This is a genomic window from Streptomyces sp. AB3(2024), from assembly GCF_041862025.1.
In the GTDB taxonomy this organism is placed as follows: Bacteria; Actinomycetota; Actinomycetes; order Streptomycetales; family Streptomycetaceae; genus Streptomyces.
The window spans coordinates 1-20,091 of sequence record NZ_JBGWAB010000134.1; the positions used below are offsets into that span (position 1 = coordinate 1).

The 20,091-nt window shown below is 70.1% G+C and carries 12 protein-coding genes and 3 pseudogenes; 8 read left to right on the plus strand and 7 right to left on the minus strand.

Translation table 11 applies throughout. The features are described 5' to 3' along the window. From ACEPPI_RS33860 to ACEPPI_RS33880, 5 genes and pseudogenes are all read left to right on the plus strand, one after another. A partial coding sequence (locus tag ACEPPI_RS33860) for a potassium-transporting ATPase subunit KdpA (protein ID WP_373919092.1) occupies positions 1–373 on the plus strand: 373 nt, incomplete at its 5' end. Further along, the gene (gene kdpB, locus ACEPPI_RS33865; protein ID WP_373919093.1) at positions 370–2,475 is read left to right on the plus strand and encodes a potassium-transporting ATPase subunit KdpB; all 2,106 of its coding nucleotides are present in this window, start codon (positions 370–372) and stop codon (positions 2,473–2,475) included. The genes ACEPPI_RS33860 and kdpB, both read left to right, overlap by 4 nt. A gap of 5 nt (positions 2,476–2,480) precedes the next feature. Continuing rightward, positions 2,481–3,197, plus strand: coding sequence for a potassium-transporting ATPase subunit C (locus ACEPPI_RS33870; protein ID WP_373919094.1), 717 nt, complete (start codon positions 2,481–2,483; stop codon positions 3,195–3,197). A 121-nt stretch (positions 3,198–3,318) separates the two neighbouring features. Next, positions 3,319–3,781 (plus strand): annotated as a pseudogene (locus tag ACEPPI_RS33875) (winged helix-turn-helix domain-containing protein). A 4-nt stretch (positions 3,782–3,785) separates the two neighbouring features. After that, positions 3,786–6,329, plus strand: coding sequence for an ATP-binding protein (locus ACEPPI_RS33880; protein ID WP_373919095.1), 2,544 nt, complete (start codon positions 3,786–3,788; stop codon positions 6,327–6,329). A gap of 91 nt (positions 6,330–6,420) precedes the next feature. Here the strand turns inward: ACEPPI_RS33880 and ACEPPI_RS33885 are convergent. The 3 genes and pseudogenes from ACEPPI_RS33885 to ACEPPI_RS33895 all read right to left on the minus strand — a co-directional run. Next, a pseudogene (locus ACEPPI_RS33885) lies at positions 6,421–7,197 on the minus strand (GDP-mannose 4,6-dehydratase); the annotation flags it as partial. Between the two features lie 29 nt (positions 7,198–7,226). After that, positions 7,227–9,143 (minus strand): NAD-binding protein, encoded by a 1,917-nt coding sequence (locus tag ACEPPI_RS33890; RefSeq protein WP_373919096.1) that lies wholly within the window; start codon positions 9,141–9,143, stop codon positions 7,227–7,229. Between the two features lie 107 nt (positions 9,144–9,250). Further along, on the minus strand, positions 9,251–11,749 hold the full coding sequence (locus ACEPPI_RS33895; protein ID WP_373919097.1) for an ATP-binding protein: 2,499 nt from the start codon (positions 11,747–11,749) through the stop codon (positions 9,251–9,253). A 251-nt stretch (positions 11,750–12,000) separates the two neighbouring features. On the opposite strand from ACEPPI_RS33895, the gene ACEPPI_RS33900 reads away from it, so the two are divergent. The 3 genes and pseudogenes from ACEPPI_RS33900 to ACEPPI_RS33910 form a co-directional block, all read left to right on the plus strand. After that, positions 12,001–13,566 carry a Na+/H+ antiporter gene (locus tag ACEPPI_RS33900; protein WP_373919098.1) on the plus strand — a complete coding sequence of 522 codons (1,566 nt, stop codon included), beginning with the start codon at positions 12,001–12,003 and terminating at the stop codon, positions 13,564–13,566. A gap of 141 nt (positions 13,567–13,707) precedes the next feature. Continuing rightward, a complete protein-coding gene (locus ACEPPI_RS33905; protein ID WP_373919099.1) occupies positions 13,708–14,115 on the plus strand; it encodes an SAV_915 family protein in 408 nt (135 codons plus the stop codon). An 84-nt stretch (positions 14,116–14,199) separates the two neighbouring features. Continuing rightward, positions 14,200–14,490, plus strand: a pseudogene (locus tag ACEPPI_RS33910) (diaminopimelate decarboxylase); the annotation flags it as partial. Positions 14,491–14,623: 133 nt separating this feature from the next. Here ACEPPI_RS33910 and ACEPPI_RS33915 read toward each other — a convergent pair. From ACEPPI_RS33915 to ACEPPI_RS33930, 4 genes are all read right to left on the minus strand, one after another. Next, positions 14,624–17,125, minus strand: coding sequence for a DUF4118 domain-containing protein (locus tag ACEPPI_RS33915; RefSeq protein ID WP_373919100.1), 2,502 nt, complete (start codon positions 17,123–17,125; stop codon positions 14,624–14,626). Positions 17,126–17,272: 147 nt separating this feature from the next. Further along, on the minus strand, positions 17,273–17,557 hold the full coding sequence (locus ACEPPI_RS33920; RefSeq protein ID WP_373919101.1) for a hypothetical protein: 285 nt from the start codon (positions 17,555–17,557) through the stop codon (positions 17,273–17,275). A gap of 520 nt (positions 17,558–18,077) precedes the next feature. Then, a complete protein-coding gene (locus ACEPPI_RS33925) occupies positions 18,078–18,620 on the minus strand; it encodes a hypothetical protein (RefSeq protein ID WP_373919102.1) in 543 nt (180 codons plus the stop codon). Between the two features lie 879 nt (positions 18,621–19,499). Next, the coding region (locus ACEPPI_RS33930; protein ID WP_373919103.1) for a pyridoxal-dependent decarboxylase at positions 19,500–20,091 on the minus strand (592 nt) is incomplete at its 5' end.

The following is a 20,091-nucleotide window of genomic DNA, read 5'->3' on the forward strand; positions in this document are numbered from 1 at the left end:
CATGGCCCTGCCCACCCCGCCCCACTCCATGCTGAACTCCGGCGCGCACGGCTTCTCCGAGGTCCTCTACGCCTACACCTCCGGAGCCAACAACAACGGCTCCGCGTTCGCCGGACTGAACGCCGACACCCAGTGGTTCAACACCACCATCGGCCTCGCCATGCTGCTCGGCCGGTTCCTGCCCATGGTGTTCGTCCTCGCACTGGCCGGCTCGCTCGCCGAACAGAAGCCCGTCCCCGAAACAGCAGGCACGCTCCGTACCGACAAGCCGCTCTACGCCGGCCTGCTCGTCGGCACGATCGTCATCATCACCGGTCTGACCTACTTCCCGGCCCTCGCGCTGGGACCGCTCGCCGAAGGGCTCGCATCATGAGCACCGCCACACCGACCCGTGCTCCGCACGACGACCTGCCCACCGGCCACAAGCCGCCTGCCGGCCGTGTCGGTGGGGGGCTGTTCGACCCCAAGGCACTGCTGAAGTCCTTCCCCGACGCGGTGAAGAAGCTCGACCCCCGGATCATGATCAAGTCGCCGGTCATGTTCGTCGTCCTCGTGGGGTCGGTCGTCACGACCGTCCTCGCGATCAAGGACCCGACGGACTGGTTCGGCTGGGCCATCACCGCCTGGCTGTGGCTGACCACCATCTTCGCCAACCTCGCCGAAGCCGTCGCCGAAGGCCGCGGCAAAGCCCAGGCCGACACCCTGCGCAAGGCCAAGACCGACACGGTCGCCCGCCGCCTGGCCCAGGACGGCAAGAGCGAGGAACAGGTCCCCGGTACCGATCTCAAGATCGGTGACCTGGTGGTCTGCGAGGCGGGCGACATCATCCCCGGCGACGGTGACGTCGTCGAGGGCGTCGCGTCCGTCGACGAGTCCGCCATCACCGGCGAGTCCGCGCCCGTCATCCGCGAGTCCGGCGGCGACCGCTCGGCCGTCACCGGCGGCACGAAGGTCCTCTCGGACCGGATCGTCGTCAAGATCACGACGAAGCCCGGCGAGACCTTCATCGACCGCATGATCGCCCTCGTCGAGGGCGCGGCCCGGCAGAAGACGCCCAACGAGATCGCCCTCAACATCCTGCTGGCGTCACTCACGATCGTCTTCCTGCTCGCCGTGGTCACCCTGCAGCCGTTCGCGATCTACGCGGACGCCAAGCAGTCGATGATCGTGCTCACCGCGCTCCTGGTCTGCCTGATCCCGACCACCATCGGCGCCCTGCTCTCGGCGATCGGCATCGCGGGCATGGACCGGCTCGTCCAGCGCAACGTCCTGGCCATGTCAGGCCGCGCGGTCGAAGCCGCCGGCGACGTATCGACGCTGCTGCTCGACAAGACCGGCACCATCACCCTCGGCAACCGCCAGGCGTCCGAGTTCGTACCGGTCAAGGGCACCACCGAGGCGGAGCTGGCGGATGCCGCCCAGCTGTCCTCCCTCGCCGACGAAACCCCCGAGGGCCGCTCCATCGTCGTCCTCGCGAAGGAGAAGTACGGACTGCGCGAGCGTCACCAGGGCGAGCTGTCGCAGGCCGAATGGATCGCCTTCACCGCCCAGACCCGCATGTCGGGCGTCGACGTCGACGGCAGGAAGACCCGCAAGGGCGCGGCCGGCTCCGTCATCACCTGGGTCAAGGAGCAGGGCGGCCAGGTGGCCGACGACGCCGACCTCCTCGCCAACAAGATCTCCGAGGCCGGCGGTACGCCGCTGCTGGTCGCCGTCGAGGACGAGAAGGGTGCCCGCGTCCTCGGTGTCATCCACCTCAAGGACGTCGTCAAGGAGGGCATGCGGGAGCGGTTCGACGAGCTGCGCCGCATGGGCATCAAGACCGTCATGATCACGGGTGACAACCCGCTGACCGCCAGGGCCATCGCCGAAGAGGCCGGTGTCGACGACTTCCTCGCCGAGGCCACTCCCGAGGACAAGATGGCCCTCATCAAGCGGGAGCAGGCGGGCGGCAAGCTGGTCGCGATGACCGGTGACGGGACGAACGACGCCCCGGCCCTGGCCCAGGCGGACGTAGGTGTCGCGATGAACACGGGCACCTCGGCCGCCAAGGAGGCCGGGAACATGGTGGACCTGGACTCCAACCCCACCAAGCTCATCGAGATCGTCGAGATCGGCAAGCAGCTCCTCATCACCCGGGGCGCCCTGACCACGTTCTCCATCGCCAACGACGTCGCGAAGTACTTCGCGATCATCCCCGCGATGTTCGCCGTGGTCTACCCGGGCCTCGACAAGCTCAACATCATGGGCCTGCACTCCCCGAACTCCGCGATCCTCTCCGCGGTCATCTTCAACGCGCTGATCATCATCGCCCTCGTCCCGCTCGCCCTCAAGGGCGTCCAGTACAAGCCGACCAGCGCCGACAAGATGCTCCGCCGCAACATCGGGATCTACGGACTCGGCGGCCTGATCGCCCCGTTCATCGGCATCAAGATCATCGACATGCTCATCACCCTCATCCCGGGAATCGGCTGACCCCAATGAACAACTCTGTAGGCAACACGGCACGGTTGATCGGGGCGGGCCTGCGGGCCCTGCTGGTCCTCACGATCATCTGCGGGGTCATCTACCCGCTCGCCGTCACCGGCATCGCCCAGGCCCTCTTCAACGACAACGCCAACGGCTCCGAGATCAAGGACAAGAGCGGCAACGTCGTCGGATCCTCCCTCATCGGACAGACCTACAACCTCCCCAAGCAGAACCCCGACGACGCCACGGAGGCCGCGAAGCCGGACCTCAAGTGGTTCCAGCCCCGCCCCTCCAACGGCCTCGGCTCCAACAGCGTCAACACCCAGTACTCGCTCATCCTCTCCGGCGCCACCAACCGCGCCGGCGACAACGGCGCGGTCAACGGGCACTGCACCAAGGACGCCGAGGAAGGCACCCTCTGCGCCCAGGTCGTCGCCGCCAAGGAAGCCGTCGTCGCGGACAACTCCACCGCCGGCTACACGGTCAAGCCCCAGGACGTACCGGCCGACGCCGTCACCTCCTCCGGCTCCGGCCTCGACCCGAACATCTCCCCCGAGTACGCCAAGCTCCAGATCCACCGCGTCGCCGAGCAGAACAAGCTCGACGTCAAGCAGGTCGAAGAGCTCGTCGCCGACCACACCCAGGGCCGCACCCTCGGCTTCATGGGCGAACCCCGCGTCAACGTCCTCGAACTCAACACCGCACTCAAGGCACTGACCAAGAGCTGACGCTCCGCATAGCAAGGGTCGGAGCCGGCGGGACGCGGAGCTCCCCCAGCCATCGCTGGGAGGTGCCCCGACCTCCCGTCGGCTCCGGCCCATACCCACTGAAAGAGGAAGCCCCACACCGATGATCAAGGTGCTGGTGGTGGAGGACGACGCCCAGCTCGTCCGCGCGCTCAGGATCAACCTGGAGGCACGCAAGTTCGAGGTGGAGACGGCTTCCGAAGGAAGCAAGGCCCTGAATCTGGCAGCTGCCGGCAAGCCGGACTCCGGCACCCTCCAAAGAGATCTCCATGGTCACGACCGACGACTTCACCGTGGACCTGGTCGCGAAGAAGGTCAGCCGCGGCGATCGCCGGGTGCGTCTGACCCCCACCGAGTGGCACCTGCTGGAAATCCTCATCACCAATCCCGGCCGGCTGGTCAGTCAGCGAAAGCTGCTGCTCGATGTATGGGGGCCGACGTACTCCGAGCACACCAACTACCTGAGGGTCTACATGGCCCAGCTACGCCGCAAACTGGAAGCGGACCCCTCGCACCCGAGGTATCTGATCACCGAGCCCGGTATGGGCTACCGCTACGAGGGATGACGGCATGGGACGCGGCAGGTTTCGTATCTACCTGGGCTCGGCCCCCGGCGTCGGCAAGACGTACGCGATGCTCTCCGAGGGCCACCGCCGGGTGGAACGCGGCACCGATGTCGTCGTCGCCTTCGTCGAGCACCACAACCGGCCCCGCACCGAGGTGATGCTGCACGGTCTGGAACAGATCGCACGGCGCGAGCTGGAGTACCGGGGCTCCACGTTCACCGAGATGGACGTCGACGCGATCCTCGCCCGCCGCCCCGCCGTGGCCCTGGTGGACGAACTCGCCCACACCAACGTACCGGGCTCGCGCAACACCAAACGCTGGCAGGACGTCGAGGAACTGCTCCAGGCCGGCATCGACGTCGTCTCGACCGTCAACATCCAGCACCTCGAATCGCTCGGCGACGTCGTCGAAACGATCACCGGCGTGCGCCAGCGGGAAACCGTCCCCGACGAAGTCGTGCGGCGCGCCGATCAGATCGAGCTGGTCGACATGTCCCCCCAGGCGCTGCGCCGACGGATGGCGCACGGGAACATCTACAAGCCCGACAAGGTCGACGCCGCCCTCTCCAACTACTTCCGTCCCGGCAACCTGACCGCGCTGCGCGAGCTCGCGCTGCTCTGGGTCGCCGACCGGGTCGACGAGTACCTCAACGAGTACCGCGGCGAGCACAACATCCGCACCACCTGGCAGGCCCGCGAGCGCATCGTCGTCGGCCTCACCGGCGGCCCGGAGGGCCGTACGCTCATCCGCCGGGCCGCCCGTCTCGCCGAAAAGGGCTCGGGCGGCGAGGTCCTCGCCGTCTACATCGCCCGCAGCGACGGGCTGACCTCGGCCTCGCCCAAGGAGCTCGCCGTCCAGCGCACCCTGGTCGAGGACCTCGGCGGCACCTTCCACCACGTCATAGGCGACGACATCCCCGACGCGCTGCTGGAATTCGCGCGCGGCGTCAACGCCACCCAAATCGTCCTCGGCGTCAGCCGGAGGCGCTCCTGGCAGTCCGTCTTCAGCCCCGGCGTCAGCGCCACCGTCGCCCGCGAATCCGGACCCGACCTCGACGTCCACATCGTCACCCACGACGAGGCCGCCAAGGGCCGCGGCCTGCCCCTCGCGCGCGGCGGAAGGCTCGGCCGGCCCCGCATCATCCGGGGCTGGGTGACCGGCATCGTCGGGCCCGCCCTGCTCACCGTCCTGCTGAGCCAGGTCGTCCCCGACCTCGGCCTCGCGAACGACATGCTGCTCTTCCTCACCTTCACGGTGGCGGCAGCACTCCTCGGCGGGCTGCTCCCCGCCTTGGCCTCGGCGGCCTTCGGCTCCCTGCTCCTCAACTACTACTTCACCCCACCGGTCCACAAGCTCACCATCGCCGACCCCAAGAACATCGTCGCCATCTCGATCTTCGTCGGCGTGGCCGTCTCGGTGGCTTCGGTGGTCGACCTGGCCGCCCGGCGCACCCACCAGGCCGCCCGGCTCCGCGCCGAGTCGGAGATCCTCTCCTTCCTCGCAGGCAGCGTCCTGCGCGGCGAGAACTCCCTCGACGCCCTCCTGGAACGCCTCCGCGAGACCTTCGGCATGCAGTCGGTCGCCCTCCTGGAGCGCACCAGCGAAATCGACCCGTGGACCTGCGCGGGCAGCACGGGGGAAAGCCCGGTCGCCCGCCCCGAGGACGCCGACGTCGACATGCCCATCGGCGAGAACATGTCCCTCGCCCTGACCGGCCGGGTGCTGCCCGCCGAGGACCGCCGCGTACTCGGCGCCTTCGCCGCACAGGCAGCCGTCGTACTCGACCGCCAGCGCCTCGTCGACGAGGCCGAGGAGGCCCGCCGCCTGATCGAAGGCAACCAGATCCGGACCGCGCTCCTCGCCGCCGTCAGCCACGACCTGCGCACGCCGCTGGCCGGCATCAAGGTCGCGGTCACCTCGCTGCGTTCCACCGACGTCGAATGGTCCGAGGAGGACCGGACCGACCTGCTCGAAGGCATCGAGGACGGCGCCGACCGCCTCGACCACCTGATCGGCAACCTCCTCGACATGTCCCGCCTCCAGACCGGGACCGTCCTCCCGGTCATCCGCGTGACCGATCTCGACGAGGTGGTCCCCATGGCCCTGGCCGGCGTCCCCGACGACAGCGTCGAACTCGACATCCCCGAGACCCTGCCCATGGTCGCCGTGGACCGCGGGCTGCTGGAACGGTCCGTCGCCAACATCGTCGAGAACGCCGTCAAATACAGCCCCGGCGGGCAGCCCGTCCACGTGTCCGCGAGTTCCCTCGCCGGCCGTCTCGAACTACGCGTCGCCGACCGGGGGCCCGGCGTCCCCGACGAGGCCAAGGACCGCATATTCGAGCCCTTCCAGCGCTACGGGGACGCGCCCGCGGGCGCCGGGGTCGGTCTCGGGCTGGCGGTCGCCAAGGGCTTCCTGGAGGCCATGGACGGCACTCTGACCGCCGAGGACACCCCCGGAGGCGGCCTGACCATGGTCGTCACGTTGCCCATCGCCGGCGGCGTCCTCCCGATCCCCGCCGAACTCCCGGCCGACGCCACGCCGTGACCCGGCTGGAAGGTGCCGGGCGTACCGAAGGCGACCGGCAACCGGTCCGTCGCGCGGGCAACCCGATACTGCGGCAGGAACGCTCTGCCGACTACCAGCACGCCTCCGAGAGTTCCGCGCCGTACTCCCTCACCAGACGAGCCTGCCTCAAGCCCGACTCCACCATCATCCGGATCAGTTCGGTGAAGTCCACCTCCGGTTCCCAGTCCAGGTACTTCCGGGCGTTGGAGGAGTCGGCGCAGAGCGTCTCCACCTCCGCGGGCCGCACGAGCCCGGGGTCGACGACGACGTAGTCCTCCCGGTCCAGACCCACACAGCCGAACGCGATCCTGGCGGCATCGCGCACCGAGTGCATCTGGCCCGTGCCCACCACATAGTCGCCCGGCTCGTCCTGCTGGAGCATCAGATGCATGGCACGGACGTAGTCCCCGGCGAAGCCCCAGTCCCGCACGGCATCGAGATTGCCGAGGCTCAGCCGCTGCTGGAGGCCCAGCTTGATCCGTGCAACGGCCAGCGAGATCTTCCTCGTCACGAACTCGGCCCCGCGCCGGGGCGACTCATGGTTGAACAGGATCCCCGAGGCGGCGTACATGCCGTAGGACTCCCGGTAGTTCCGGGTCATGTAGTGCCCGTACTTCTTCACCACACCGTAGGGGCTGCGCGGGTGGAACGAGGTCGCCTCGTTCTGCGGCGTCTGCGTCACCATGCCGAACATCTCGGATGAGGAGGCCTGGTAAAAGCGGATCTGCCCGGCGGCACCACCGCTCGCCGACGGCTTGCTCAGGCCGCTGACGATCCGGATCGCCTCCAGCATCCGCAGGACACCGGTTCCGTTGACTTCGGTGACCAGCTCCGGCTGCTGCCATTGGATTTGCGAGACTTCACCCGCCCCGCGTGTCAGTGGGTGTCACGGTCCGTGGCCGATGCATCGGCCGGGGGCGACGATGACATCCGATGCGGCTGGACCCCGGTCATCAGGATGTCCAGGCCCCGCCGGGTCGTCGCGAGCACCACGCGGTCGCCGGCCCGCAGGACGCGGCCGTGCGGCGGGCGCCAGTCGAATCCTGTCGCCCGCGGAAGGTAGAGGCCTCCCAGGGTGTCCGAAGACACGGCCGGCCGGTACGCCGCCGAATCACCCGAGGAACCCACCGCGAGGACCCGCCATGCGTTCTGTTTGAACGCCTCGTGGATGGAGAACCCCTCCAGGGCGGGGTGCCCCGCCACGTCCACCACCGTGAACAGCAGCACTCCTCGCTCCACCGGCATCACCCCGAGGACATGGCGGCCCATCATGGCCGCCGCGAACGCCGGTGCAGCGAGCGCCGACACACTGCGGCTGCGGGTCGGGGCTTGCGGGTACGAGGCGCGCAGCGTGTGCGAGACGGTGGCCGCGAAGTCGTCGTCGTAGAGCCGCATGACCACCCTGATGTCCGGGTTGGCCTCGCGGGCGGCCATCACGATGTCCAGGTTGGCGCTGTCGTCCCGGCTGAGCACGAGAAGCGATTTCGCCCGGCCTATCCTCGCCAGGTCGAGGACGCGCGGGTCCGTGGCGTCGTCCAGGAGCAGCGGCACGCCCAGGTCGCGGGCGGCGGAGACGCCGCGTGCGTCCGGGTCCCTTTCGATGACGACCACCTTGTGGTGGGTGGTGCGCAGGCGGCCCAGAACGCGGGTGCCGATCTTTCCCAGGCCCACGAGGACGATGTGGTCACCGAGGTCCTCGGTGGGCGGGTGTGTGGCCGAGGCCGTCCTGAACGCCTCGCTGGCGTTCAGGGTCGCGGCCACGACGAGCGGCAGTACCGCCAACCCGACGAAGCCCGCGATGAGTTGGAGCACCCGGCGGGCCGGCTCCTCGTCGGTCGCCGGGTCGCCCATCGTGAAGATGTCCAGCATCGGCAGGTAGATCGCCTTCCACAGCGGGATCGCGTCCACCAGGAGGAGCGTGGCGATCGACAGCAGTACCACGACTGCGGCGAGGAGTCCGAAGACGGACATGACCTCGCGCGAGACGAAGACCTTCCAGGGCAGGTGCGCGAGGCGGTCACGCAGCCAGCCGGCCGGTGTACGTGCGTCGGCCGGCGCGTCCGGGGCGTGGTCCTGGGTGACCTCCTCCAGCATCAGGCGACCGTGCGTGAACTGCCGGTGGTACGAGGTGACCGTGTCCGGGAGGAGCTGGGTGCCGTCGGCGCCGGGGGTCTCCGCGCTGTCCTGGCTGCGCGGGTCATCGCGGTCGGTGCCGGAGAACACGGCCAGCGTGGCGAGGTCGGAGGCGTGCGGGGCCTCGCCCGCCGGGCGCACCGCCCCGCGGAAGACCTTGCCGTCGACCTGGAGAGTGTGGCCCTGGCCGAGGGCGGCGGCGGCCACCAGCTCGGGTACGGCCGTGTCGGCGTCGGACAGGACAGTGGTGGAGGCGTCGACGAGTCCTTCCTCCGCATCGGGGGTGCGTGCGGCGACCGCGCGGTCCAGGAGTTGTTCCAGGTGGCGACCGCGCTCGCGGTGGTACATCCGGATGACCAGCCGGATCGACGGGTTGAGGCTGCGGGCGAGGAGTGCGGCCATCATGTTGGTCTGGTCGTCGCCGTAGGTGAGGGCGAGGGCGGCTGCCCGCTCCACTCCCGCGGCCCGCAGGGTCTGATCGTCGGGGCGGGCCGAAGTGATCAGCTCGACGGGTGAGTGTGGGTTGTGGTGCAGTGCGTCGATCTCCCCGCCGTATTCATCGCGGCGGGACGGCAGTACGACCGTGACGGTCTCGCCGCAGACGGCGTCGAGCTCTACCGCGAGCCTGCGGGCGAGACCGTCGTCCCCGCAGATCACCATGTGCTGTGCGCGTGGAGCAACATGCCCGAGGAGGGGGAGAGTTGAAGTCACATCTGATCAGACTGCATGCAGGTCGACACCGTTGCGTTCGCACGGAAGTTCGCCCGTCAATATTGCGTATGGGACTGAGCCGGGAGTGCAGGAGCGGCCGGCAGCGACAGGGTCATCGTCAGGCCGCCTCCCGGGGTGTCCTCGGGGCTCAGGGTACCGCCCATCGCCTCGGCGAGACCTCGGGAGAGGGCGAGCCCGAGCCCGACGCCCGTGGTGTTGTCGGTGTCGCCGAGGCGCTGGAACGGCACGAAGGCGTTCTCTCGGTCCGCCTCGGGGATTCCGGGTCCGCGGTCGACGACACGGATCTCGACCCGGTCGTCGAGCGCGCTGGCAGTCAGCAGTACGCGTCCTCCGGGCGGGGTGTGCCGGGCCGCGTTGTTGAGCAGGTTGGCGACCACGCGTTCGAGCAGGGGTGGATCGGCCAGTACGGCCGGAGCCTGCTCAAGGCACCGGGTGTCGACGGCGGGGGCATCGGTGGGCAGGCCGTCCAGCGCTGCAGGCAGCACCTCCATCAGGTCGGTGGCCCTCAGCTCCAGTTTCAACGCTCCGGCCTGCAGTCGGCTCATGTCCAGGAGGTTCTCGACGAGGCGGTTGAGCCGGGCCATCGACTCGTCGGCGGTGGTGAGGAGGGCGTTCCGGTCCTCCTCGCTGAACTCCACATCGCTGGCGCGCAGCGATTCGATGGCGGCCCAACCCGCGGCGAGCGGGGTACGCAGATCGTGGCTGACCGCGGCGAGCAGTGCGGTACGCATCCGGTCGGCCGCCCTGACCGGTTCGATCTCGGCGGCCGCCTCGGCCAGCCGGGCCCGCTCGACCGCGACGGTGACGTGCGCGGCGAAGGCCGCCAGGACCCGCCGGTCGGAGGCGGGCAGCGGACGCCCCCGCAGGACGAGATGCGTATCGGTCCCGACCGGGACCCGGACGATGGAGGGGTCGTTCGCGACCGGGTCGCCGCTCAGTTCGGCCGATTCCATGCCGAAGGTCTCCCGCGTCCGTTCGAGGAGAGCCGGAACGGCCTCGTCCCCCCGCACGATGGATCCGGCGAGTGAGGAGAGGGTCTCCGCCTCGGCCGTCGCCCGGGCGGCCCTGCGCGACAGCCGCAGCGACCGGTCGACGGCGGCGGCCACCGTCCCCGCGACCACCGCGAACACCACCAGCGCGAGGATGTTGTTGGGCTCCGCGATGGTGAACTCACCGACCGGCGGGATGAACCAGTAGTTCAGCAGGAGCGAGGCGGTCACGGACGCGACCAGGGCCGACAGCACTCCGCCCACGCAGGCGACCCCGACCACCGCCACCAGGAACAACAGGGCCTCACTGGTGAGGTTGAGGCTGCCCCGCGTCTGGTCGAGCAGGAACGTGAGCGCGAGCGGGAGCACGAGGCCCAGGACCGGTCCGGCGATCATCCGGGAGGTCGGCAGTGTGCGGCGCCTCGACGGCAGCAGCCTTCCGCTGCCCGCGCGTTCGTGGGTGACCATGTGGACGTCGATGTCCTCGGACAGCCCCACGATCGTCTCTCCCGTGCCCCGTCCGGTGAGGAAGCGCTCGACGCGGCCCCGTCGGCTCGTGCCGAGGACCAGCTGCGTGGCGTTCTCCGCGCGGGCGAACTCGGTGAGCGCCGTCGCCACATCGTCGCCGACCAGGGAGTGGTAACTGCCGCCGAGGCTTTCGACGAGTGCGCGCTGGCGGACCAGCGCGGAGGCCGAGGCTCCTGCGGCCAGCCCGTCGCTGCGCGCTATGTGCACGGCGAGGAGATCGCCTCCCGCCGAGCGGGCCACGATCCTGGCCGCCCGCCGGATGAGCGTCTCGCCCTCGGGACCGCCGGTGATGGCCACGACCACCCGTTCCCGGGTCTCCCACACTCCCCCTATGCCGTGCTCGGCTCGGTACTTCTGGAGCGCTTCGTCCACCCGTCCGGCCAGCCACAGCAGGGCCAGTTCCCGCAGCGCGGTGAGGTTGCCTATCCGGAAATAGTTCGCCAGCGCCGCGTCGACCTTCTCCGGGGCGTAGATGTTCCCGTGCGCCATCCGCCGCCGCAGCGCCTCGGGCGGCAGGTCCACCAGCTCGATCTCATGGGCCCGGCGCACGACTTCGTCCGGCACGGTCTCGTGCTGCGGCACCCTGGTGATCTTCTCGACGACGTCGTTGAGGGATTCCAGGTGCTGGATGTTGACGGCGGTCACGACGTCGATCCCGGCCGCGAGCAGCGCCTCCACCTCCTGCCAGCGCTTGGCGGGGCTGCCTCCGGGGACGACGGAGTGGGCCAGCTCATCGACGAGAGCCACCTCGGGGCGCCGTTCCAGGACCGCTGCCAGGTCCATCTCCGGGAACCCGCTTCCCCGGTACGTGCGTTCCGTGCGCGGCAGGACTTCCAGACCGGCCAGTTTCTCCTCGGTCAGGCGGCGTCCGTGGCACTCCACGAAGGCGACGACCACGTCCGTCCCCCGGTCGGCCCGGCGCCGCCCCTCATCGAGCATCCGGTAGGTCTTGCCCACACCGGGGGCCGCCCCGAGAAAGACCTTCAGCCTTCCGGGCCGGGCAACCGCCTCCGTCACGACACACGCCTCCTCACGCCAAGAACACGCCCCGATCCGCGCAGAGGGCTTCCCTGGCCGCCAGAGGCACACAAGTGCTGCTTACGATCATCATCGGGTGGGAATCGGCCGGACCATGACAGGGCGCGAAGACTTTGACGCTGCCCTGACACGGTCCATGCGGGATATGCTGACGGCGGTGTGCCGGGAAGTCTGGTCGGCGTGACGGGTCGCACGGCCCCGATCTCGATTCCAGGGGTCCAAGGGGCGGCATGCGCAGCGTCGGTACGGTCTTGTTTCTCGTTGTCCTCGCCACCCTCGTGGCGACCGGGGCCCGCCGCTGGCGCATCCCCGCGCCCTCGCTGCTCGTCGTCGCGGGCCTCGTGGTCGCCCTGGTGCCCGGCGCCCCCGCGATACGCGTCACCCCTGAGCTCATCGGCCTCGTCGTGCTGCCTCCCCTGCTGTACGCCAGCGCCGAGGAGATGTCCTGGCGCGAGCTGCGCGCGGTGTGGAAACCGGTGTCCGTGCTCGCGGTGGGACTCGTACTGGCCTCGGCCGCCGTCGTCGGCTACGTGGCCTCCGTGCTGACCCCGCTGTCCTGGCAGATGGCGCTGGTGCTCGGGTCGGTCCTCGCGAGCACCGACCCGGTGGCGGTCACCGCGCTCGGCCGGCGCCTCGCGCTGCCGCCCAGGGTCCAGGTCATGGTCCAGGCCGAGAGCCTGTTCAACGACGCCACCTCCCTCGTCCTGTTCCGGGTCGCGGTAAGCGTCGCGATCGCTTCCTCCGCAGTCTCCTGGGGCAGCGCGGGCGGCGAGTTCGCCCTCCTCGCCGGCGGAGGCACCTTGATCGGGGCTGCGGTCGCCGGCGTGGTGGTGGTGATCCGGCGCCGCACCCAGGACCCGGTCCTGGAAACCGTGATCGCGCTCGTCACTCCGTACGCCGCCTACGTCCTGGCCGAGACGGCCCACACCTCCGGCGTCACCTCCGTGGTCGTGGCGGGCGTCGTGATGGGCGGCAGCGGGGACCGCCTGACCAGCGCACGCATCCGCCTCCAGCTGCACGCCGTCTACGGCACCGTGGTGTTCCTGCTGGAAAGCGTCGTGTTCAGCCTGATCGGGCTCTCCTTGCCCGGCCTGATCCGCGAGCTGGGGGACGAGAACCGGCTCTGGCCGCTGTACGCGCTCGCCCTGGCCTGCACGCTCATCGCCGTACGCGTGCTGTGGATCTATCCACTCTCCGCCCTCCTCCAGCGGAAGGGCGGGCGGGACAAGACCGACTGGCGGGTGCCCGCCGTCCTGTCGTGGGCGGGCACCCGGGGTGTCATGCCGCTGGCCGCCGCCCTGTCCATCCCCGTCGCCGCCGCCGACGGCACTCCCCTGGCTCAGCGCCCCCTGGTCCTGGTGCTGACCTCCTCCGTCGTGGTCGTCACGCTCGTCGTCCAGGGCTTCACCCTCGCCCCGGTCGTACGCCGCTCGGGGATAGCCCTCGAACCGGATCACACCGAACGCGAGGAGACCGGCGCGCGACTGAGCCTCGCCAAAGCGGGACTGCGCCGTCTGGACGAACTCTCCGGACTCGAAGCCGCGCCCGAGCCCGTCCTCGACCGGCTCCGCCGCGCCCTGCAGGCCCGCCGCGACCACGCACAGGACCGGCTCGGCGACGACGACGGACCGAACGAGTCCGCCGATCAGATCTACCGCCAACTGCGCCGCGACCTGATCAACAAGGAGGCAGCCGAACTCCAGCGCCTCTACGACGACCACCGCATCAGCGACACCACCCGCCGCCGGCTCCAGCGCTCGCTGGACCTGGAGGAGGCCCGGCTGTCCGACCTCTGACGGCCGGCTTCCGCAAGGGCCCCGTCAGCATCGCGTCAGCGGTGGGGGGCGATTCCCGGCCGACGGGCATACCTCCGCCGAAGCGCGCCCCGGCCGTCCCGCCGGAGCGCCGTCGCACGCTCCCCACCAGGAGGAATCATCATGTCTACGGCAACGCACCCCGAGGACCCCGAGCCTTCCGAACGCTTCCCGGCCGGACCTCTCTACGTCCCCGTCCGGCCGGGACCCGCGGGCTGCTCGGCCCGCTTCTTCCGTACCCCACCCGGGGAACGCACGGCGGTCGGCTTCACCTCGGAGAGGCGACTCACCGCCACCCTGGGCACGGACCAGCCCTGGATCAGGCTCTCCGAGCCCGCGTTGCGGGCCCTCGCCGAACCGCTGGGCGTCCGCTGCCTCACCGTCGACCCGCCGTTCTCCGCCCCTGCCCCCGTCCCCGCCACCGCCAAGCCGCTCCCGGCCTGGCGCGACTGGGATCCGCGGCACGTCGGCGTCCTGCGCATGGCCGGGGCCGCTGCGGTCGTGTCCTGCCTGAACCTGCCGATCGGCTGAGGGGTATCCGTGTCCGTCACCTCCGTTTCCCCGGCCCAGGCTTCTGCCTCGGACTCGGCCCCGAGCACGTACACCTCCGAGGCGCTGTCCATCTGGCCGGCTTCCTCCCGCCCTGCCGCCGAAGGCGACGTCACCGTGGCCGACGTCTCCCTCACCGAAGCCGCCGACCGGTACGGCACCCCGCTGTACCTCCTGGACGAGGGCGAGGTTCGGGACCGCTGCCGTGCCTACCGCACGGCCTTTCCCGACGCTGATGTCGTGTACGCCGCCAAGGCGCTCCTCTGCCGCGCCATGGCCCGCTGGGTCGAGGACGAGAGCCTGGGCCTGGACGTCTGCTCCGCAGGCGAACCGGGTCTCGCCATCACCGCGGGCTTCGGTCTCGGGTCGCAGCGTAGATCACCCCGCTCGCGGGAGACGCACGAGGACCTCCAGGCCTCCAGGCCTCCGGGCCTCCAGGCCGGAGCCAGTAGCCGAGCCACCCGGCTCCCCACCACCCCGAAGTCGCTCGTCAGTCTTCCGGAGCGCCTGCCGCCGCGGTACGGACGGCCGCTGTCGGGAGCGTGAGCCTCACCGCGAAACCGCCCCCGCGGACGGCGGTTTCAAGGGTGCCGCCCATCACCTCCGCCAGGTCACGGGACAGGCGCAGCGCGAGGCTCTCCGGACTGCGCCCCCGATCCGGCCCCGGCGCCGCACCCTCGGCGGCCTCTCCGTTGCCGTCCGTCACCCGGATCTCCAGGACGCCGGGCCGGAACTGCGCGGTCAGCCGCGCGGGCCGGTCCGCCGGACTGTGGCGCTGGGCCTCTGCCGCGAGCGCCGTCAGGACGCGGGTGAGGACGGCGGCATCGGCGATCACGTCCGGCACGTGCTCCGGCAGGCTGCACTGCAGCGCATGGCCGGGGCCGAGGGCATCGAGTACGGCGGTCAGGACCTCGTCGAGGTCGACCGGGCGCAGGTAGAGGTCGAGCGCCCCGGCGTGCAGGCGGCTGAGCTCGTCCAGGTCGGTGACGAGCCGGCCTGCGCGCCGCACCGATGACCGGGCGGTATTGAGGGTGCGGGCCTGCTGGGCATCGGCCGGGGTGCGCAGGTGGTGCAGGGCCTCCTCGGCGCTGCACAGCGGGTCGCGCAGGTCACGGCTGGCCGTGAGCAGCAGTGAGGCCCTGGTGTGCTCGGCTGCCGCGCGCAGGCCCGTTTCGGCGTCGTGGGCGGCGAGCCGGCCGTGGGAGTACGCCATGCCCAGCTGGGCCGCACACACGCCGAGTACACGTTGGTCGTCACCGCTCAGGGTGTGCCCCCGGACCGCGAGAGTGAGGCTGTCACCAGCTGGGCTTTCCACATCGGCGTCGTACGGGCGCTCGGGCGGATCGCTGCCGGTGCTGGCCACGACGTACCAGCGGGGCTCGGCGGCATGCCGCGTGTCCCGTTCCAGCAGGCTGACCGCGTCCAGGCCGAGGTCCTCCCGTACCTGTTCGAGGAGGGCCGGCAGGTCCTGGCCGTGCATCATGGCGGTGGCCAGCCGGCTCAGTGCCCGGGCCTCGGAGCTCGCGCGGACGGCCTGGTAGGTGCGGCGGGCGGCCGCGCCTGCCGCCGTGCCGACGATGACAGCCGTGACGACGTAGACCACCAGCGTGAGGATGTCGGCGAGGCGCTCGACGCGCAGCGAGTGCAGCGGCGGCGTGAAGCGGTAATCGGCGAGCAATCCTGCGGCGAGTGCGGCCAGCAGGGCGGGAACGACGCCCCCGATCAGGGCGATCGCGACGACGGCCAACAGGTAGAGCACCAGCGCGAGGCCAAGGTCCACGTGCTCGCCCAGAAGAACCAGCAAGACGGTGAGGGCCGGGAGCACGACCGCCGCGAGCAGCATCGCCGTCCAGAAACGCCGTGGGCCGGTGGCACGGCTCGGGTGCGGCAGCCGCAGGGCGGGCAACGACCCGGCGGCGTGCTCGTGGGTCACGACGAGGACGTCGATGGGGCCGGACCGCTGGATCGTCCGGTGCCCGACGCCGCCGCGCAGGAAGGTGGAGAGCCTCCCGCGGCGGCTCGCGCCCAGCACGATCTGGGTGACGTTCTCGGCCTCCGCGAACTGGAGCAGAGCCTCGGGGACGTCGTCGCCGGTGGTCTGGTGGTAGCTGCCGCCCAGCGACTCCACCAGGGCGCGCTGGGCATCGAGCGTGGCCTGATCTCCATGAACGAGACCGTCGCCCGGTACGACGTGAAGCGCCAGCAGCTCGCTGCCGGGAATGCGGGCGGTGACCCGGGCGGCGCGGCGGATCAGGGTCTCGCCCTCGGGACCACCGGTGAGGGCGACCACGATGCGCTCGCGGGTCTCCCACGGAGTGGTGATGCCGTGCTCCGCCCGGTAGCGCTGAAGCCCCTCCTCCACCCGGTCGGCGAGCCACAGCAGGGCGAGCTCCCGCAGAGCGGTGAGGTTGCCGATGCGGAAGTAGTGGGTGAGGGCGGCCTCGATGCGCTCCGAGGGGTAGATCTCGCCGTGCAGCATGCGCCGGCGCAGCAGCTCGGGCGGCAGGTCGACCAGCTCGATCTGGTCCGCGCGGCGCGCCACCTCGTCGGGGAGGGTCTCCCGCTGCGGGACTGCGGTGATCTGCCGGACCACATCGCCGAGAGACTCCAGGTGCTGGACGTTCAGCGTGGTCACCACATCGATCCCCGCGTCCAGGAGCTCCTCGACGTCCTGCCATCGCTTGGCGTGGCGGAAGCCGGGCACATCGGTGTGGGCCAGTTCGTCGACCAGGGCGACCTGCGGGCGGCGGGCGAGCACCGCGGCCAGGTCCATCTCGGTGAACGTCGTCCCCCGGTACTCCACGATGCACCGGGGAACGACCTCCAGCCCCTCGGTGAGGGCTGCAGTAGGGCGCCGCCCGTGCGGCTCGACAAAGCCGACGACCACGTCGGCACCGGCCGCGGCCAGACGCTGCCCCTCCTCCAGCATGGCGTACGTCTTCCCTACCCCCGGGGCGGCCCCGAGGTAGATCCGCAATCGTCCACCTGCCATCGACGTGCTCCTGCCGACCTGCGACGCCGCTCTACCTCCATCATGCGCCCCGCGCCCTTGCCGAACCTCTCGGAGTCCGGCGACGGGAACCGATGGAGGTCCCGTCGCCGGCCCGTCCGTCGGTGCCCGGCCGATGTCAGGTGGGCATCAGCAGGACTGCCAGATCGCCGCGACGCTCAGAGAGCCTCCCCCTACGAGGGAGATGACGACCCGTGTCGCCGCCCCGGCGCCCATGAGGGTGAAGACCAGGCCCTCGACGGACGCGAGGCAGTCGTAGTTGTTGTATGCGGGATCCTTGCAGTAGACGTACCGGTTGGTGCCGGCGGCCCACCTCTTGAACGAGTGGTCCACCTGGTCGTAGTGCATCTCCCGGTTGGCCCGCTTGCCGTTGATGAGCAGGTTGCTGCAGTAGGCCGTGGCTCCGCCTCCCATGGGAGCGGGTTGAACCCCGGTACCGGCAACGGGACTCCCCACTGCTGCGGGCATGTCCGCGCCAACCGGGCTCGCCTGGGCCGGTGCCGCCGACATGGTCATGACGGCGGTCATCGACGCAAGGGTGAGCGTTGCAGTGGTGGTCAAGCGCACCCAGCCGTGGGGTCTCAAGAGCCCGTACGGCTCTTTGATGAGTCCATGATGGATCTTCACCCGAGACCGGCGATGGCGGAAGGCAGCAGATCCGACGAGGACGTAGCGGAGTCCGCTGTCGGACGGGCGGCGGTCTCCGGCGAAGGCCGTGGTGGTCCCGGACGAATGGAATGATTCGTGCAGCGTCCGGGCATTCGCAGCCTTCACGAGCGACATCGCGTTCGCGTCGGGCCTCTTCTCCGCGCCGTCACCGCACCCGGCCAGAGCGGCGATGAGAACAGCGGACAGGACGAGGGGAGGGGCAATGCCGTTCTGTTGGACATGGTTGGGCGATTTCCATCCGGTCGGCACGGTCAACGACGGGTCACTACGGCTTGATGCAGCCGAATTTGCCCTCGGCCGCCTTGGTGAAGGAGGCGAACAGGTCCCGTGGAGCGGGCGCGCCGACGCCCAGGGATTCGGTGTAGCGAGGTCCGGGCTCCATGGCGAAGTACGTGGGCTTTCCGGAACATTCGGTGACGGTGTGGGTGGCGTCGAACCCCTGGGCCGTGAACCCCTTCGACTTGCGGATCCCCGAGATGACGACGGGGTCCTGGGTCGCGGAGAAGGTGGCGTAGGCCTGCTTCGCGCCCTCGGCGGTCGCCGTTCCGCAGCTCCAGGTGGCGCCGGCGTCCCGGACGGTCTCCCGCAGGACGGCCGGGAGGGTGAAACCGGGCAGGCCGCAACACCCTGCCCGCCGTGGCCGGGCGCTGCGGCGCAGGCGGGTCCATCCGGTCGGGGGCGGCCAGTGGCGCGGGCTGGTCGGTAGGATCGGCGGGCAGACGGACGGACGCGTGCGCTGTAGCTCGCCCGTGACTTGAAGCTCGCCGCCCTGCGTCGCGAGCCCACCTGTGCCGTCGCTGCCGCCCACCTCGCGCCACCCCGAACAGCTTCTGCTCTCCGTACGCAGCCGTGATCACGGCGATCGTGGGGCCGGGTGATGCCCACTGGGCAGGGACTTCGGCCAGGATGCGGGCCGCCAGCCATCGTGCGAGGCTGCCCGTCGGGGCCACCGTACCCATTGCCGTGGACATCTCCGGACACCGAAGAGGGCGATCGACCTTGAACGGGTACTCATCGAGAGAACGGAAACGCAGACATGACATCACCCGGGCTGCGGCAGAACATCGACAGACTTGCCACGCGCTCACTTTCGGCCTGGAGGTGGACCCGAACGCCGTCGCCGGATGGTGGGGGGTGAGCGCGTCGGCCGCGAGCACGGCGTGGACAACACGATGCACATGACGGTCGCCGTCACCAACGGCATCACTCTGTGGGCCTTCGCCACTCCAAGCAGCACACCTTGCTGCGCAGGCTGCACCACGAAATGACCTTCTTTCAGGAGGGGTCCGACGAGAGACCCGGTGTGATGACCGAACCCCCAGGCGATCTGCCGGGCCCCTGGAACGAGATATCCGAAAGCAGCTACGGCGTCGTACCTCTCGGGACTCGCGAGAGACGTTCCTTCACACCAGAACTGGTATGCGGAGGAGTTGAGTCGCGTTTCGCACGCCCCGGCTGTTCCGGGCCCACCGGACACGCGCCGACCACGGTCGCTGCGAGGATCCCCGCGGCGTGGCCGGCGACGATTCGGGGTCAGGGTCCTACGTTCGCGCGAGGTGAGATGGCGTGTCCAGGACACGAGCACACCGGCTGCGAGGCAGCAGCTCGGGCACGAGGTATCCCTGTTGTGAGGAAGGTGGATGAAAGACTGGGGAGCTGCGTTGGTCGACTCCGCCCGTCTCAACCCTCAGTGGTGGAAGGCAGCGCGGTCCGCATCGTGCGGCCGGCCTTCATCGAGGTGCTTGATCGCTCTGCGCATGTCGTCGGCGAGGAGCTCGATTTCGTCGCGGTCGACGCCGTGCCGGACCAGGACGCGCTGGATGACCGTTTCCTGGCGGTTCGGCGGCAGCGGGTAGGAGGGCACCTGCCAGCCGCGCATCCGCAGCAGGTCGGAGAGGTCGTACAGGCTCCAGCTCGTCGACGCCGGGTCAGTCAGCGTGTACGAGACGGCCGGCAGCGCGCCCGCGCCGTCGTAGAGCAGCGTGAAGGGGCCCATCTCGGCGACCTGCCGGGCCAGGTGCTGCGCGGTGTCGGCGCAGGCCTGGTACACCTGCCGGTACCCCTCGCGGCCGAGGCGCAGGAACGTGAAGTACTGGCTGACGACCTGCCCGCCGGGGCGGGAGAAGTTCAGCGCCAGGGTCGGCATGTCGCCGCCCAGGTAGTCGACATGGAAGACCAGGTCCTCCGGCAGGGCCGACTTGTCGCGCCACAGGGCCCAGCCCACGCCGAGTGGCGCCATGCCGTACTTGTGGCCGGAGGCATTGATGGAGGCGACTCGG